This is a genomic window from Vibrio ouci (assembly GCF_004551525.1).
In the GTDB taxonomy this organism is placed as follows: Bacteria; Pseudomonadota; Gammaproteobacteria; order Enterobacterales; family Vibrionaceae; genus Vibrio; species Vibrio ouci.
In genome coordinates this window covers 122,614-139,874 of the sequence record NZ_SATR01000008.1, presented here as the reverse complement: position 1 = coordinate 139,874, position 17,261 = coordinate 122,614, and the positions used below count along the sequence as shown (strand labels likewise).

The window sequence follows — 17,261 nt, the reverse complement described above, 5'->3', positions numbered from 1 at the left end:
ATTAGGTGGTTGGAAGAATACTAAGCGAACGGATCGCGCTTCCATAAAGACGTTATGGCAAGGATGGTTTAGGCTGCAAACCATCCTTGAAGGGTATGAACTGGCTAAGTCTCTTGATTCACTAGACTTGTGATCAAGAGACAGCTAAAATTAGAGCCCTTCGTAGATATTAATTAAATCGATTAGCGATGAATGTGAGCGGGATATTTTAATTTCTGCATCATCCACATCCCCAACTGAGAAAAGCTTGGCATCAAGGCATAAACAGCGGCGACAAACACAATCGAGCCAACAAGATCCATCGGTCTATGCATGCCAAGCCATAGACGACTGTAGCCGACACAGACAGCCCACACCCCAACCATTAACGCCAAACCGTAGCGCTTGTGCTGCATAAATAGCCCACCAAAGAAAGCTAAACAGATGGATGCAAAAATTGTGTGTCCAGACGGGAATGAGTAATCTTTTTCCCCTTGCCAATGGCTGGTGCGCCAAGGCGATACTTGTTGAGAAATTTCGTCGATCATCTCTTCTTTCTGGATCGCATCTAATTTATAGAAATGTTCAGGGTTCGGAATCAGAAGTTGGTGAGTGAGTAATTCAGTGTAAGGTCTTGGGCTCTCTGTGACATGTTTAAGCCCGGTCTTAGCAGCAAAGCCGATAACAAGAATGACTCCTAGCTGGAAGAGCTTAGCCAAAAATTCGCGATTAAAACCGATGACTCTCCAACTGATGAAGACCAGAACAGACAAGGTGATGAGGAAGCCTTTCGAACCCGCAGAGTCCGTCAGAGCGGTAAAGCTAAATCCAACCACATCACAGACTTCAGAGAGCAGATCGATATGACTGACAAACAGCGACATAGGCGCAACAATAAGCAAAAACCCTGCGAGTAGCAGTAACCCTTCACGTTTGTCTTGTAGTAATTTCTTCACCATATTTGATCCACAGTAACCAAAAAACCCGATGCCGCATATTAGATGACGAAGTGTGGAAAATTCATCAATTTAATGTCAATTTGATGAAAGATAGCACCCTGAGTTAGCTCAAATCACAAATTTACATTTACTCACAAAAACAGGGTTTAACTATTGCAGAACTTTCACCTATTGGCATTCACATTTTATCTAAATTCAATACGCCTCATTTACGCTATAAGTATGATTGCATAATGGTACTAACTCCTTTAATCTCAAAGCAACAGTCGATAAGGGAGAGCGCCGTTTTCGTTGTAACCTAAACCTGATTGCTAGGAGGATGACACTGTGATTAAAGAACATGACTTTGAAAGTATTCTTCAGTGCGTTAAAGATTTAAGCCCGCGTCAAAAAGAGCGTTTATCGTTAAAGTTGAGTGCCTTAATGGCTGACACTACGTCTCATCATGCCTACCAGCTTATTACTCAGGAAGAGCTTGATCTATTAGCGAAAAGTGAGCTCGCCGAAGAGGAAAGGAGTTAGCACTCATAACATGCTAACTCCTAGGCTATCTCAACTATTTATTGGCATCTAACCCTTGCTGCCAAAACGCCACTTCCATACGAGTCGCTGTCTTGAACACATGGATTAGGTTTTGCCCTCGCTGACTATTGATCTCTACCTCTTCAAGTAACTGATTAAAGTGCTCAGCGCCCTCAGCCACGCCAGACTGAAACTCGTCACCACCGTAAAGTTCTATCCAGCTCCGATAAGGATTGCCTTCTAATTGGGTATCAGGACTTTCTAGCAAAAAAGCCTTACCAATCACGGCATAGCCAATTGAGCATGGAGCCAGTGCCGCATAAAGCTCAACCAGATCTCCTGTCATACCTGCATCAAGAACATAACGAGTATAAGCCACCGTTCCGAAGTCTTCGGGCTCATTTTCCAGATCGGATTCCGTTAGCCCCCATTGACCGCAATAAGTCACATGATGGTTGATTTCTGTCTCAAGTAGAGCCGAAACACTCGGCAATGCGCGGCGCATATCCTCAAGGTTACGTGCTTTATAAATCGCTAGCGCATACGCACGTGCATACTGCTTTAAGAACAAAAAATCCTGCTTCAAATAATGTAAGAAGCTTTCTTGAGATAGCGTTCCTGCGGCCAACTGCTGAACAAAGCTATGTTCCGTGTACTCTTGCCAATCAGACTGACACGCGGCAATCAATTCACTGTATTTCATCAGTTAATCTCCGGCACGTAGTCCGCGGCTTTCGGCAAGGTTTCAATCAGCTTCTGTGAGTACATAAACTCGGCATAGTCGTCGTAACGTTTATGATCAACCGCTGAAGGGCGCAATGCAAAACGCGTCAATGTGTCGTTCCACGCACGCTGGTTGAGCTCGTTGTTAAGCGTATCCGGCGAGTAAGCCACGAACTCTTTCCACGATTGTTGTGGGTGGTTAACGATGTAAGTGGTGGCCTGTTCAAGCGCCTTATTGAACGCTTTTATTGCCTCTGCATCATAGCTCTTCGCATTGGCAACAAAGACTAACTCATCATAAGCCAGCACCCCGTGCTCTTCAGGATAGAAGGCTTTCGCTTTGTAGCCTTCAAGTTCAAGCTGATTGGTTTCAAAGTTACGTAAACCGCCCCAAATCGCATCCACTTTGCCAGATGCCAGAGACGATGATAGTGCCCAACCCACATTGATTATGTTTACCTCAGAAAACTTCACCCCTTCTTGACCCAGCATGGTGCCAATCGTTGCTTCCTCATTGCCCGCAATCGCGATACCAATCTTCTTACCTTTTAAATCGGCTAGAGTGTCGTTCTTACCATTATCCAGCACCATTAGTGTGTTCAGTGGTGTCGCAATCAAGGTTGCCGAGCGAATAAGCGGTAGACCCGCAGCAACATCGATAGTGAGGCTCGGTTGGTAAGAGATGGCCAAATCAACTTTCCCTGCCGCAACCAATTTTGGTGGTGTGCTTGGGTCTGCTGGCTCTTGAATTTTCACTTCGATGCCTTGCTGTTCAAAATAGCCACGCTCTTGCGCTATCACAATTGGTCCATGGTTCGGATTGACGAACCAATCCAGCATCAGAGTCAGTTCTTTATCCGCAGCAAATGCATTCACAGAAATTAGAGATGTCATTAGTGCCACTGCACTGAGTTTGTTTGTCGTTTTCACGGAGTGTCCTTTCTTATTGATTTTCCCAAGGAATAAATTTTTTAAGTAACTTGTCGGTAATGAAATAGAGCGAAACGGAGAGCAAAGCGAGGATGAAGAGTGCGGCAAACATTTCATCAATGATCATTCGCGCATTGGCTTGCAACATGAGGTAGCCAAGACCCGCACTGGATCCGACCCACTCGCCAACCACAGCACCAATTGGCGCAATAACCACAGCCACACGGATGCCTGACGCTAATGTTGGTAGCGCCGCTGGTAGCTGAATATGTTTCAGTAACTGCCACTTACTCGCGCCCATGGTTTTAGCTAGGTCTAAATAACCAGTTGGAGTATTTCTAAGCCCGTCATAGCAGCAGGTTGTCACCGGAAAGAAGATGATGATTGCGGCCATGACCACTTTGGAGGCAATTCCATAGCCTAGCCAAAGCATCAATACTGGCGCGATGGCAAATACGGGGACGGCCTGACTGGCAATTAAGATCGGTAGTAACCAACGCTTGAGTGGCTTAAATAGCAACATTTGCAGAGCAAACATCAGCCCCATCCCCAAGCCGAGTAATAAACCTAAAATGATCTCTTGCCCGGTGACAAACGTGTGCTTCATCAACACATCAAATCGCATTACTAGCCGAGTAAGCACTTCCACTGGTGCTGGCAAGATAAAACTCGGCATATCGAAGATGACTACGACAGCCTGCCACAGGCCAAGAATGACCAAGAGGCTAATTACTATTCGAACCACTGGGTGCATTTTTTGTCGCTTCATATCATGTTGGTTTGAAGCAATTTGGAGACTCGACATATCACTCATAATCTTGCTCCAACTGAGTCAAAATGGCTTGTTGCAGCTCGGCGCACTGTGCATCAATGGTTCTTGGTGGTGGTGCATCAGGCACGGATAACCGCTGAGCATGAGCAGGGCGACCTTGCAGCAAATACAGTTGGTCTGCGAGCCTGACCGCTTCTTGTGGATCATGAGTAATTAAGATCACTGTTTTGTCTTGGAGTAGACTTGCCGATAGGTTTTGCAACTTATATCGAGTCACGGCATCTAGCGCGGAAAAGGGCTCATCCATTAACACCACTGGTTTGTCTTGCATCAGCGTGCGAGCCAAAGCAACACGCTGACGCATGCCACCAGAAAGCTGAGCAGGCATCGCCTGTTGATAATCAGCCAATCCAACAGACTCCAGCAATCGCTCGGCCTGGTGCTGGCTTGCTACTGGGTCATGCTCGTTTTCATCAAACTTACGGCTTAGCAGCACGTTGTCCAAAACATTTAACCAGGGCAGTAGCAGATCTTGTTGCGCCATGTAAGCCACCTGACCTTGCAAAGAACAACCATGAGTTAATGTGAGATGCCCACCCCACTCTACCTTGTCATTCAGTAAACCAGCCAGATAACGTAATAATGTCGTTTTGCCACATCCACTTCGACCTAATAGACATGTCCACTGCCCTGCGGGAACAAACATGTTGAGCCCAGATAAGGTTGCGACTTGGCTATCTAGATAACTCAGGTGTGCTTCGCGTAACTCAATAGCTATCGCCTGTGCAGAATTTGCAATCGCTGATGAAGTGCTAACGGACATTCGTATGACCACAGAAGAAATGGTGCACAGGGCCATGACCTTGACCAACTTCTAGTTTGTCTGCATTGGCAATGGCCTGAGAGATGTATTGCTTACCAAGATAAACAGCCTTATGCAGGCGGTTACCTTGAGCCAGATATGACGCAATCGCCGAAGACAAGGTACAGCCAGTACCATGGGTGTTTTTCGTCGCCACACGCTTAGCGCTAATCAACTCGCTACTTTCAGCCATAATGAGTAGATCATTACTGTTGTCATCTTTCTCTAAGTGGCCACCTTTCAGCAGTACAGCCTTGGCGCCAAGTGCACGAAGCTCACTGATCATTGCTCCCATTTGGTCTTCATCTTGCGGCACTGCGCCACCAATCAAAGCTGCACCTTCCGGCAAGTTAGGAGTGATTAGATCTGCAAGCGGAAGTAACTCTTGTTTGAGAGTAGAGATAGCATTGGTTTCCAGCAGAAGATCGCCACTGGTCGCCACCATGACAGGGTCGACGACAAGGTGCTTAGGTTGATACTGACGAATTTTGTCAGCTACCACTTTGATGATCTCAGAATCTGCCAACATGCCGACTTTGACAGCAACAATATTGAGATCGGTGAACACCGCATCCAATTGGCTTTCAATATGCTCAAGGGGAATCGGATGAATAGCAGACACACCAAGGGTGTTTTGCGACGTGATAGCGGTAATCACCGAGCATGCATAACCGCCCGTGGCAGAGATTGCTTTGATATCGGCTTGAATGCCTGCACCGCCGCCGCTGTCAGAGCCCGCGATGGTTAATACGATTGGAGTTGTGTCTTGTGAATGTGGCATTGTTGCTCCTACTACAAGACGTACAGGAACTCTCGGCCACGAAAGAAGGGATCAGAAAATGAGGTGATCAATCCATCGAATACGAGTACACCAAACCTAGAGGTTGAGTGCGCATAGTTCCCTACGTCAGTGCTAACTGAATCAGGTTCAACGGGTCTCGCATTGCGATCTCAGCCCTTTCCGTAATGGTTAGGCTCCCCGACTATTTCCCGCTGATGATAACAATAAAATTAACGGAATTGCATCATTTGCTCGCAAAAATCCATCTTGAGTCGTTTCAATTTGTGTTTAAAGCCTTCTCTTCCTGAATTTTTTGTTATCGTTTAAACTCACTAAGATAATTTTTTCTTATGGTCAAAAGCTATGTTGAATCCAATCTGGTTAAAGACGTTTGTCACACTCATCGACACAGGTCACTTCACCAAAACCGCCGACAAACTATTTATGACTCAGCCAGGTGTCAGTCAGCATATTAAAAAACTCGAACAAGCCTGTGGGCACGCCTTAATCAAGAGACACAACAAAAGCTTTGAGATTACTGAAGCAGGGAAAACCGTTTACGCCTACGCCAACGAGTTAGAAACTCAACAAACGCAGATGTTGTCATCACTCAACCAAGATGATCCACATTCAGGCGATGTTTCTTTAGCATGTTCAGGCTCTTTAGCCCTATTGCTCTACCCTCAACTGCTCGATTTACAATGTAAATACCCTAATCTCATGCCGCACTTAGAGGCAGCGCCTCATCATAAAATCATTGCGGAGATTATTGCTGGAGAGGTCGATTTGGGTATCGTCACCAACGAACCATCAGACCCTAGAGTCGAGTCAGAACAATTTGGACAAGAGCCTCTATGTTTGATGATGCCTAAGACAATGGCAACGAAATCACTTAATGAAGAGCAGCTAAAACAAATTGGGCTTATTCGCCACCCTGATGCCGAGCACTACTTAACGCTCTACTTCTCTCGCTGTGGTGAACCAGTTCTCGAATCCATCAATATTCATCAACTACCCGTTAAAGGTTACATCAACCAACTCAACCAGATATTGCTGCCAGTGGCGAAAGGCCTTGGGTTTACCATTCTGCCAAAGAGTGCGTTAGACACCTTCCCACACAAAGAAGAGATTGCGATTTACCAACCTAAACAAGAAGTCATCGAGACGCTTTACTTACTCACTAAGCGTCACCGACAACTTCCAGCAAGGTTTGAGACCATTAAAGCGGTCATTCGAGAGCAGTTAATCAGTGATAACTCACCAACCTAACTGTCTGTCTGAATCACTTTTAATTGATCCACCAGCGCAGTCACTATCGCATCATCAGTCGCACCTGCACCTAAACCGAGTTCGCTATACCCCATATCATTGATCTTGATGTTGGTTTGTCCGCCGTTTTCATCGGTGACCTCTAACAAGGTGTATGCGTCGTCGTTAGGATCGTTGATATCATCAACCACGGTGGCATCGATATGAGCAAACAGATCATTCATGCTCGGTGCATCTGGCAGCAAGTCTGATAAATCGATGATGTCATCGCTGACAGAGAAATCCGCCAAGGTATCTTGGGTTGGATTAAATGCGGTGCCTGCATTATCACTCAGCATCACAAAGGTATCTTCACCGAGTCCGCCTAACAAGATGTCATCATTTGCACTGCCAGTTAAGGCATCGTCCCCTTCATGCCCATAAGTTTGAGAGATGGTGATCGCTTGATCGCTGACTAAGGTGCTCAGCAGCTCAGCTTGAGTCATACTGGAAGTATCTTCACTGGTCAGTTCGCTTACCAGTACGTCTTGTAAGATGATGGTTTGAACCAAGTCTTGATTGCTATCGAACAAGCTAATTTGCGTATCGGATCCTACCTCATCAATGTTCACTTGCTGTGCCACTGCGACCGACTGCCAAACATCGTTAGCAGTGACGAAACCTGATAGGTCAATAATGTCTTCGCCAGCATCAAAGTCTTTCACATAATCAGTATCTGGCTGAACAGATGTACCAACCGTAGAGTCACTCCAAGCGAAGCTGTCTGCTTGCCCTGCATCAGAACCGTCATTTGGACCGCCCCACAACCATTCATCTGCGCCGCTTGCTTGTAGCAAGTCATAACCAACACCACCTTGTTGAGCTGCATTACCAATCACAGTAATCGCTATGACTTGCTGCGTAGTTTTCACGCCATCCGACACTTCAACAATAAACTCATCCGTGTCCGTGGCACTCGCGACTAAATCATTGGTTGCCCCCGGCGTAACCAAGTAGCTCCAATCACCAGTTGACTCATCGAAATATAGAGTTCCGTATTGTCCTGATGCGTTGCTAACTAGCTGCCAATTCAAGCTGCTACTATCTGTCTCGGTATCTGTTGCGGATAGTTGCCCAGATGCTTCATTGATGTAGCCTTCTTTTACATCCCCAGACGCAGAACCGGTAATCACAGGCGCATCATCGGTACCTTGAATGTTGACGGTTAGCACTTGAGTAATCACACCACCATTCTGGTCATCAATCGTGACCGTAAAGGTATCACTCACCAACTCATCTTTAAGCAGCAGTCCTGCAGCAACATTGAGGGTGTAGTTCCATGCGCCGGTTGTGCGGTCAATCGTCATTTCACCAAAACTGCTGGTCAGCACTTGCACATCTCCGGTCAACGCGAAGGTGTGAGTATCGCTGGTGTCTTCATCGTCTATAACAATACTGCCATTTGCCGATGTAATCGTACTGTCAGCGTCGATGGTTTCGGTCAGAGTACTGCTTGAGGCAACGACACTCGGTGCGCCATTGGTCCCCGTCACTTCAAACTCAACCACTTGGGTATCTGTCTCATCCAGCTCATCCATCACTTGAATGGTGTAGCTCAGTGTTAAGGTTTCGCCCGACGCTAGTGATTGAATATCAGCATGAGTATTATTTAGCTCGAAGTCCCACGCACCGGTAGTCTGATTCACCGTTAGCGTGCCTCGGGCATCCGAACTGATCACTGACCAAGAGTGAGGGTCTGAGGTATCAGGGTCGCCACTATCAAACGTACCAGAAAGGGTTAACAGCGTATCTTCTGTTACTTCTTGAGTCGCAATGGCAACAATTTCAGGTGCGTCATTGGTACCGTTAATGGTAATAGTGATGTCTACGATATTGGACTCGCCATTTTCACCATCAATCGCTTTGACTTGAATCGTATCGGTGGTGCTTTCTCCTACCGCAAGCGCATTGACTGCTGGAGCAGTATCATCGACCACATAGGTCCACTCACCTTGAGCGTTCACTTGTAGCGTACCTAAGCTGCCATTCGAGACGATGGTGAAGGTTGCACTGTCTCCCACATCAGCATCGCTGACCACCAACTTACCCGATGCGCTGCTACCTGATGCCTCTTGCACTATGCCTTGAACATCACCGGATAACACCGGCACATCATTAGAACCAGTGACAGTCACCGTCACCACTTGGCTCACTTCCGCACCCAAATCGTCGGTAGCGAACACGGTAAAGCTTTCAGTCACCACCTCATTTTCAGCAAGGGCTTGGATATGTGGCTGATCATTGTAGATGGTGTAACTCCACTCACCGGTCGCATCAATAATAAATAAACCATAAGTACCATTGAGTGACTTGGCATCAAAGGTCACGGTATCTCCAATATCGACATCATCACCAATGAGCTGTTTGCTTTGAGTAAGCACACCGTCTTCACTTAATGCGGCACTGGCATCACCGCTGATGGTTGGAGCATCATTCACCCCGTTGATGGTAATGACGATGTCTTTTTCAGATTCTAAGCCTAAGCTATCGACCACTTTAACGGTGATGGTTTCAGTTACTGGCGCTGAATCTCGACCATTGAGCTCAATAAGATCATTCCTAGTCGTATCCAGGTCATAACTCCATTCTCCCGATGCGCCATTCCACATCCACATCAAGCTAAACGCACCATACTGGGGAACACTCTCAAGACTCCAATTGTGGCTATCATTGGTATCGACATCGCCCGGTTGCAAGTTACCCGAAAGAGTTGAGGTATTGTTGGCATTGGTTGACTCCACTAAATCGCCGGTAATGTTTGGCGCATCATTGCTACCCTGTACATCCACGGTGAATTCCATCAACTGCGGTTGACCGCTACCATCAACAACGGTTTTACCATGCTCATCGACGACATAAAGCGTAAAGGTATCTTGCACCGTTTCACCAGTTTGCAGGGATTGAACCGCATTGCTGCTGTTGTTTAAGGTGTAAACCCAGTTTCCGCTCGCATCCACGCTGATGCTGCCATATTGGCCCGAGCCATCGACTAAGGTCCAAGTTGGGTTGTCGCCTAAATCTGTTGGTGCCGCTAGCGACCCCGAAGCTGTGTACATGCCATCATCGCTGCCATCTTGGTCATCCACATCTTCTGTCATGGTGAGCGTTTCAATCACAGGGTCCACAACCAGTACATCTTCACCCACGCCTGTTACTTGCAAGGTAATGGTTCGTGTATCAGTCGCAAGCTCGCTATCGCTAACCGTCACGATAAAGGTTTCAGTCGCCGTTTCTCCATGAGCAAGATCGTTAACCGCAGCGTTATCGGCCAAAACGTAGACCCACTCTCCGCTGTCTGCATCAAGTGTTAAGGTACCGTAAGTGCCTGATGCTGGGGTCGTTGGATCCAGTGACCATGTATGCGTGTCGCCATTGTCTGGATCATCGACACCAAGCACACCGGATGCTTGTGGAGAAACCTCATCAGTCACTTCGCCCACCTGAACAGTCACGCCCGGCGCAGGTTCAGTGGCAGGAGAATCGGTAAAGGTGATCACTGGGTCATCGTTTGTGCCCTCAATCACGACTTCCATGGTGTAGTAGCCCTGATTGGTGTCAATGCGCCATGTTTCGGTGACTTGCTGCCCTTCAGATAAGCTTTGGACTAAGTCAGAGCTGTTATCAAGCGTGTATTGCCACTGACGGCCTGCGACTCCCGTTTGGCCAGAACCATCAATCAAGCTGCCAAAGATGCCGCCCGAGATTGGGGAAACGCCAGTAATGTTATTGTTCCCCGGTAAGACTGGCACCATGCCATCGGTCACAGTGGTGACATCTTCGATAAGGGTCGTCGACAAATCACCCAGATCGGTACCAGCGCCGCTGCCGCCACCTCCAGAACCATTTTCATCTTGGCCATAGACATCAATGGTGATCTGATGCCATTCCGAGACACCACCATCATTGTCGGTTGCAGAGACATAGAAGGTTTCTTGGCCGACATCACCCAAGTTGAGCGCTTGCGTATCTGGGTCGCTGTTGTTTAACTGGTAAACCCATTGGCCATTGTTACCTAGAGTTAACGTACCGTAGATGCCTTGACCGTAATCGGCGTCACCAGGATCAGTACCATTCTCAATCGCCCAACTGACTACAGAGCTGTCTTTGTCGACATCCGAAGAGGTCAACTGCCCACTAGTAGAGCTGAAATCGATCGCACCAAAGTTAGCACCATCCTCAATCACGCTGCCTGAGCTATCCCCAGTGATGACAGGCGCATCATTAGTCCCTTCAATGTTGATGGTGACGTATTGAGTGATGACACCGCCAAAGTCATCTTCTGCAATCACAGTGAAAACTTCTGACACCACTTCTTCACGTTTCATGGCATCTAGGGAGTCTGGGTAGGCCGTAAAGCTCCACTCGCCCGCTTGGTTAATATCAAACTGACCAAAATTACCTTGGTAACTATTGGCAATAAAGCTTGGTGTGTCGGCATCGTCTATGTCTGACAAGGTCATCACACCGGTAATATCGGGAGAGGCTTGGTCTTCGACAAAGGTACCGGCAATATCACCTGATACGGTTGGCAGATCATTGGTGCCACGAATGGTGATCACCACATCACGACTGTCGGTTTCGCCATAGCTATCGACCACTTCAACCGTGAAGTTTTCTTGCAAGGTTTGGTTGGGATTGAGCTCTTGGATCTCGTCGAGTGCATTGTTGAGTGAGTAGACCCAAGCGCCGCTAGAAGTCATGGTAAAGCTGCCGTAGTTACCGACTAGATTGCTTGGTGACCATAAGTGAGTATCGTGAGCGTCTGGATCACCATCTTGCAATTGACCACTGAAGCTGGCGGTATCTTCTCGGATGGTTTTCGCTACATCCCCTTTGATGCTAGGGCCATCATTGTTGCCTTCGATATCAATGGTGAAATCTTTAATCGACACTTCACCAAACTGGTCGACAACTTTAATTTGCACCGAATCTTGAAGAAGATCGCCCTCATCAAGTCGATTGACAGCATTGTTGCCATTATCGAGGGTGTAAATCCAATCGCCATTCGCATCGACCACAAAGTTGCCATAACTGCCGTTTGAAATAACGGTCCAAAGCGCAGAGTCGCCAACATCAGGATCGCCAGAGCCAAAGGTGCCACTGATGGTGTTTGGCACATCATCTTCAACAATAGTAGGCGTATCACCAAGGACGATATCAGGTGTGGTATTAACACCAGCTACCGAAATATCCACTGTGATGGTTTCTGTCGCGCCATTGATATCCGTAACTTCAACTTCAAATGTATCGACTTCTGTTGTGCCCGGAGGGATCGATTGTGTGCTCCAACGGGTGCTATCAAGTTGGTATAACCATTGGCCGTTATCATCAACGGTTAAAATGCCGTATAGACCACTCGCCTCACCGTTACTATCTTCGCCAACCACTTTCCAACTGTGCGCATCGTTGGTGTCGATATCAAGGGCTAGTAGCTTACCTGTTGCGCTACTTTTCGCTGGCGTATCTTCAATCACGCTGCCGGTTGTTCCACCGGTAATGCTTGGCGTGTCGTTACTGCCTTCAATCGTGATGGTGATGGTTTCAGTGTCGGATGAATTGTTAGAGAATTTGTTGTCATTGGTGTCATCTGTGACCGTGACTAAGAAGGTTTCAGTTAGTGTTTCACCCGGAAGCAAGGCTTGAACCGCCGAGTGACCATTGGTTAAGGTGTAAGTCCATTCGCCATTAGCATCAATTTGCAGCGAACCGTATTGGCCTTGATTGGTTTGCAGTGACCAAACATGGTCATCCAATCCATCAACATCATTGTGATTGAGTTGCCCTGAAGTGGTTACTGGCAGCACATCATCTTCAGTCACCGTACCCACTAGTACACCATCAATTTCAGGTGCATCATTGCGACCTTTAACCGTGACAACCACTTGCTGAGTGTCCACTTGGTTATGCTTATCGACCACTTGAACCATAAAGTACTCTTTGACGCTTTGATTGAGCGAGAGTGCTTGGGTATTGACCGCTTGCGTAGCATTGGTGTCTAAGGTGTAAGTCCACACCCCGTTTTGGTCTAGAGTCAGTGAGCCAAATTGTCCATCGGGGTCACCAACAATCGACCAAGTGTGTACCTCGTTAACATCTGGGTCGCCAGTATTTAAAGTACCACTTCGAACACCACTACCATCGTCTTCCCAGATAGTGCGAGTTGAACGACCTGATATATTCGGCGCATCATTTTGACCGAGAATATCGATATCGATTTCAAAGCTGTCAGTGCCGCCATTGCCATCGTTGACGATAGCCGTGAAGGTTTGTTCTTCGTAGAGTTCTCCGTGTTCAAACGACTGAGTCAAACTTGGATCGAGTGTGTATTCCCACTCACCGTTTTGGTTGATGGTGATGCTGCCGTAGCTGCCTTGGCCATTACCTTGAATTGACCAAGTGTGAGTATCTGTCACATCAATATCATCAACACTGAGCACACCATCGGCCACCAGCATTAAGTCTTCTACGGTGTTGCCGCTGTCGTCACCGCTAATCACAGGATCATCGTTGGTACCTTCAATAGTAATGACGATATTTTGTTGCGATGTTCCACCGAGTCCATCATCCACTTCAACCACAAAGGTCTCTTGTACTTCCTGACCTTCAGCCAATGGTTGTGCGGCATTATTATCAAGGGTGTAAGTCCATTCCCCTGTTTGGTCATCGATTGATATTGAACCGTAGGTCGAATCCGTTTCTCCGACCAGAGCCCAAGTATGTGTTGCCCCATTATCGACATCGACTGGAGTAAGCGTACCTGTGGTTTGTAGAGTCGTTTCCTCTTTCACTTCACCCGTAAGATCTCCCACCATCGTAGGAATATCATTGGTGCCGACAATGGTGACGGTCACGGTATGCTGCGTGCCATCGAGCGATTCTACGGTAAAGGTTTCAACCTTAGTCTCACCCTCTGCCAAGTATTGAACATCAGCATTATCAACCGTGTAGGTCCAATCGCCATCTTGGGTAATGTCTAAGCTACCTAATGAGCCTGCACTGGTGATGCCTGTTGCTGCAACGAAAAGCTCTTCGTCTTCACCATCGACATCAGAAATACGCAATGAGCCTGTATCAACAAGCTGTGGGGTGGACTCGTCTTCGGTTACCGTGCCGACATCGTCACCTGAGATCACTGCGCTGTCGTTGATGCCAGTGATGGTCACCGGAATGGTGTGCTCGGTACCGTCGAGCGACTCAACCGTGAAGATTTCAACTTTGGTTTCGCCTTCGCCTAGGTATTGCACGTCAGCATTATCGACTTGGTAGTCCCAATTACCTGCTGCATCAATGGTTAGTGAACCCAATGCGCCCGCAGAAGCAACCACGCTGCTTGGTTTAAATTCAGATTCGCCGCTATCAGCATCTGAAATAGTTAAGGTGCCAGAGTCAGTAAGGAGTGGCGTATCATCATCTTCGGTCACGGCACCAAGATCATCACCGGCAATTTCGGCGCTGTCGTTGACACCAATGATAGTTACAGTGATGGTGTGTTCAGTTCCATCTAACGACTCAACGGTAAAGGTTTCGACTTTGGTTTCACCCTCACCAAGGTATTGCACATCGGCATTATCGACTTGGTAATCCCAGTTACCTGCCGCATCAATGATCAGTGACCCCAATACACCAGCAGACGCCACTACACTACTTGGTTTAAATTCCGCTTCGCCAGTATCGGCATCCGAAATGGTTAACGTACCAGAGTCAGCCAGAAGAGGATTACTGTCATCTTCCGTTACTTCGCCGGTATCAACGCCAGCAATTACTGCGCTGTCATTGACGCCAGTAATGGTCACGGTAATGGTGTGCTGCGTACCATCAAGAGATTCAACGGTAAAGGTTTCTACTTTGGTTTCGCCCTCAGCCAAATATTGCACTGAATCATTGGCAACAACGTAGTCCCAATTGCCCGCTTCATCGATGGTCAATGACCCTAAAGCGCCTGCTGATGCAACCACACTGGTCGGTTTAAATTCCGCTTCGCCTGTATCGGCATCTGAAATGGTTAACGTGCCTGAATCGGTCAGAAGTGGCGTATCATCGTCTTCGGTGACAGCGCCAACATCATCACCAGCAATTTCCGCACTGTCGTTCACACCAGTAATGGTGACGGTAATCGTGTGCTGCGTGCCATCAAGGGATTCTACGGTAAAGGTTTCTACTTTAGTTTCACCCTCGCCAAGGTATTGCACATCGGCGTTATCAACTTGGTAGTCCCAGTTGCCTGCCCCATCAATAGTCAAAGAACCCAATGCTCCTGCAGAGGCAACCACACTACTTGGTTTAAATTCGGATTCGCCGTCATCAGCATCCGAAATGGTTAGCGTGCCTGAATCGGTCAGCAGTGGCGTATCATCGTCTTCGGTCACGGCACCAACATCATCACCGGCAATTTCTGCACTGTCGTTGACGCCAATAATGGTGACGGTCACGGTATGCTCTGTGCCATCGAGCGATTCTACGGTAAAGGTTTCAACCTTAGTTTCACCTTCTGCCAAGTATTGAACATCCGCATTATCAACCGTGTAGGTCCAATCACCATCTTGGGTAATGTCTAAGCTACCTAATGCGCCTGCACTGGTGATGCCTGTAGCAGCCACGAAAAGTTCTTCGTCTTCACCATCGACATCAGAAATTCGTAGTGAGCCTGTATCAGTAAGCTGTGGTGTGGACTCATCTTCGGTTACCGTGCCGACATCGTCGCCAGTAATTACCGCGGCGTCATTAGTGCCAATGATTTGAATGGTAATCGGATGTGAAGTGCCATCAATGGATTCAACCGTGTAGACCTGGGTGATAGTTTCACCTTCGCCCAAGTATTGGATTGAACTGTTTTCTAACTCGAAATTCCATTGGCCATTTTCATCAATAGTCAGCGTGCCGATCGCATCTTCCGGAGCAGTCAGAGACGCAGGGACAAATAGCTCTTCGTCTGCACCGTCGACATCAGTGATGGTTAATGCGCCAGATTCCGTTAACAACGGTGTCGATTCATCTTCTTTAACACTGCCCGTGTCTTGGCCTGCAATCACCGCCGCATCGTTCAAACCGATAATGGTTACCGTCACGGTGTGCTCCGTGCCATCAACCGAACTGACAGTGAAAATCTCTTGTTTGGTTTCCCCTTCACCTAAGTATTGAACGTCTGCGTTGTCTACGCTGTATTGCCATAGGCCAGTTTCATCTATCTCTAGCAGCCCTAATACACCAGCAGATGGTATGACACTTTCTGTGTCAAACAGCTCTTGCTGCTCACCATCGACATCAGTAACAGTCAACTGACCAGAGTCTGTTAACTTTACCTCTTGGGAGTCCTCCACTACCTGCCCAAAGTCTACCCCTGCGATCACAGCAGCATCATTGATACCCGTAACAGTGATGGTCACGGTTTGAAGTTCGCTGCCTAGGCCGCCATCATCAGTAACGGAGTAAAGGAAAGAGACTTGGGTGGTTTCACCTTCCGGCAAGAAGTCGAAATCCGTTCCTGTTTCAAAAACAAAAGACCCATCAGAGTTAACCGTCACATTCCCTAACTCAGTATTCGCCACTAACTGGTAAGAAACAATGGTGCCATCGACATCTTCCCCATCAGGTAAACGCCCTTCTAAGGTTTGATTTTCGATGACTGAATCTTCGCTATCAAAAGCCACAGGGGCATCATTGATTGGTTGCAGCAATATTTGCACGCTGGCTTCCTGGACGCTATTCGACGCGTTAGCACCATCATCCACACTATAAGAAAATAAACCTGCAACCTCCCCTTGTTCGCATTCATCAGGCGCGTGAAAACAAACCTCTTGCAACTGTGTCAAAGATAGATTTTCACCAACAACAAGTGGCGTACCATCCAAGTGAGACATAAAGCCTTTAGAAGGCAGCTTTGTCACAGTAATCAATAATTGGTCGCCATTGACATCAGACGGCAGCGCGGGCAACACAGCGTTAAAACCGGACTCTTCAACATAAGTTCTTACTTCATTTACAACTGAGGGCGAGGTATTCGAAAACTGATAAGAAGGATTATCAAATAAAGAGATTTCTTCCTGATCTTGCTGACGAGAAAAGCCTTGCGTCTCAAAGTTAGTCTGAGCAATGGTTTCCGCCCCATCTCGTTCGACTGTTTGTGCAACTGTCGAGCTAGCCCCTAGTAAGTTACCAGCCGCCGCCGCAAGTTCATCCAATGCAGTGGGATCCAAGCCTTGTTCCAATAGGCGTATCACTTCGTCTACTTGAGGGGGGAGCTGCGAGGTTTGGCCCAACAGTGTCGAGATATTTACACTTAGCTCTGGGAATTGGTCAAAGAGCTCTGATGCTGATACCGCAATTTCTCCTGGCAGCAAGGGCTCTCCTACTAGAAGCACTCTAACGTTGTTATACGTGTCAATCGCGATTCGCGCTCCTTGAGGTAAATTGAGTGATTGCTCCATA

Annotated in this window: 9 protein-coding genes and 1 riboswitch; of the genes, 2 read left to right on the top strand and 7 right to left on the bottom strand. The window is 47.5% G+C overall.

Annotated elements, in window-relative coordinates; genetic code table 11:
• Positions 1-182: 182 nt before the first annotated feature.
• Positions 183-938 (bottom strand): phosphatase PAP2 family protein, encoded by a 756-nt coding sequence (locus ELS82_RS07755; RefSeq protein WP_134834989.1) that lies wholly within the window; start codon positions 936-938, stop codon positions 183-185.
• A gap of 327 nt (positions 939-1,265) precedes the next feature.
• On the opposite strand from ELS82_RS07755, the gene ELS82_RS07750 reads away from it, so the two are divergent.
• Positions 1,266-1,460: a hypothetical protein gene (locus tag ELS82_RS07750; RefSeq protein ID WP_134834988.1), complete on the top strand. Its 195-nt coding sequence runs from the start codon at positions 1,266-1,268 to the stop codon at positions 1,458-1,460.
• Between the two features lie 34 nt (positions 1,461-1,494).
• Here the strand turns inward: ELS82_RS07750 and tenA are convergent, their stop codons facing one another.
• Genes tenA through thiD form a run of 5 tightly spaced genes read right to left on the bottom strand, consistent with a single transcriptional unit; the run spans position 1,495 to position 5,528 of the window.
• Positions 1,495-2,163 (bottom strand): thiaminase II, encoded by a 669-nt coding sequence (gene tenA, locus ELS82_RS07745; protein ID WP_134834987.1) that lies wholly within the window; start codon positions 2,161-2,163, stop codon positions 1,495-1,497.
• Entirely contained in the window at positions 2,163-3,077 is a 915-nt protein-coding gene (locus ELS82_RS07740; protein ID WP_134834995.1) for an ABC transporter substrate-binding protein, read from the bottom strand. Before ELS82_RS07740 ends, tenA begins: the two co-directional genes overlap by 1 nt.
• Before the next feature lie 49 nt (positions 3,078-3,126).
• Entirely contained in the window at positions 3,127-3,918 is a 792-nt protein-coding gene (locus ELS82_RS07735; RefSeq protein ID WP_370447457.1) for an ABC transporter permease, read from the bottom strand.
• A 1-nt stretch (position 3,919) separates the two neighbouring features.
• The gene (locus ELS82_RS07730) at positions 3,920-4,708 is read right to left on the bottom strand and encodes an ABC transporter ATP-binding protein (protein WP_134834985.1); all 789 of its coding nucleotides are present in this window, start codon (positions 4,706-4,708) and stop codon (positions 3,920-3,922) included.
• A complete protein-coding gene (gene thiD / locus ELS82_RS07725; protein WP_134834984.1) occupies positions 4,698-5,528 on the bottom strand; it encodes a bifunctional hydroxymethylpyrimidine kinase/phosphomethylpyrimidine kinase in 831 nt (276 codons plus the stop codon). Before thiD ends, ELS82_RS07730 begins: the two co-directional genes overlap by 11 nt.
• 101 nt (positions 5,529-5,629) lie before the next feature.
• Positions 5,630-5,739: riboswitch (TPP riboswitch) on the bottom strand.
• Positions 5,740-5,891: 152 nt separating this feature from the next.
• Here thiD and ELS82_RS07720 point away from each other — a divergent pair.
• A complete protein-coding gene (locus tag ELS82_RS07720) occupies positions 5,892-6,797 on the top strand; it encodes a LysR family transcriptional regulator (RefSeq protein WP_134834983.1) in 906 nt (301 codons plus the stop codon).
• On the opposite strand, the gene ELS82_RS07715 is transcribed toward ELS82_RS07720, so the two are convergent.
• Entirely contained in the window at positions 6,794-17,260 is a 10,467-nt protein-coding gene (locus ELS82_RS07715; RefSeq protein ID WP_134834982.1) for a VCBS domain-containing protein, read from the bottom strand. The genes ELS82_RS07720 and ELS82_RS07715 overlap by 4 nt on opposite strands.
• Position 17,261: the final 1 nt, after the last annotated feature.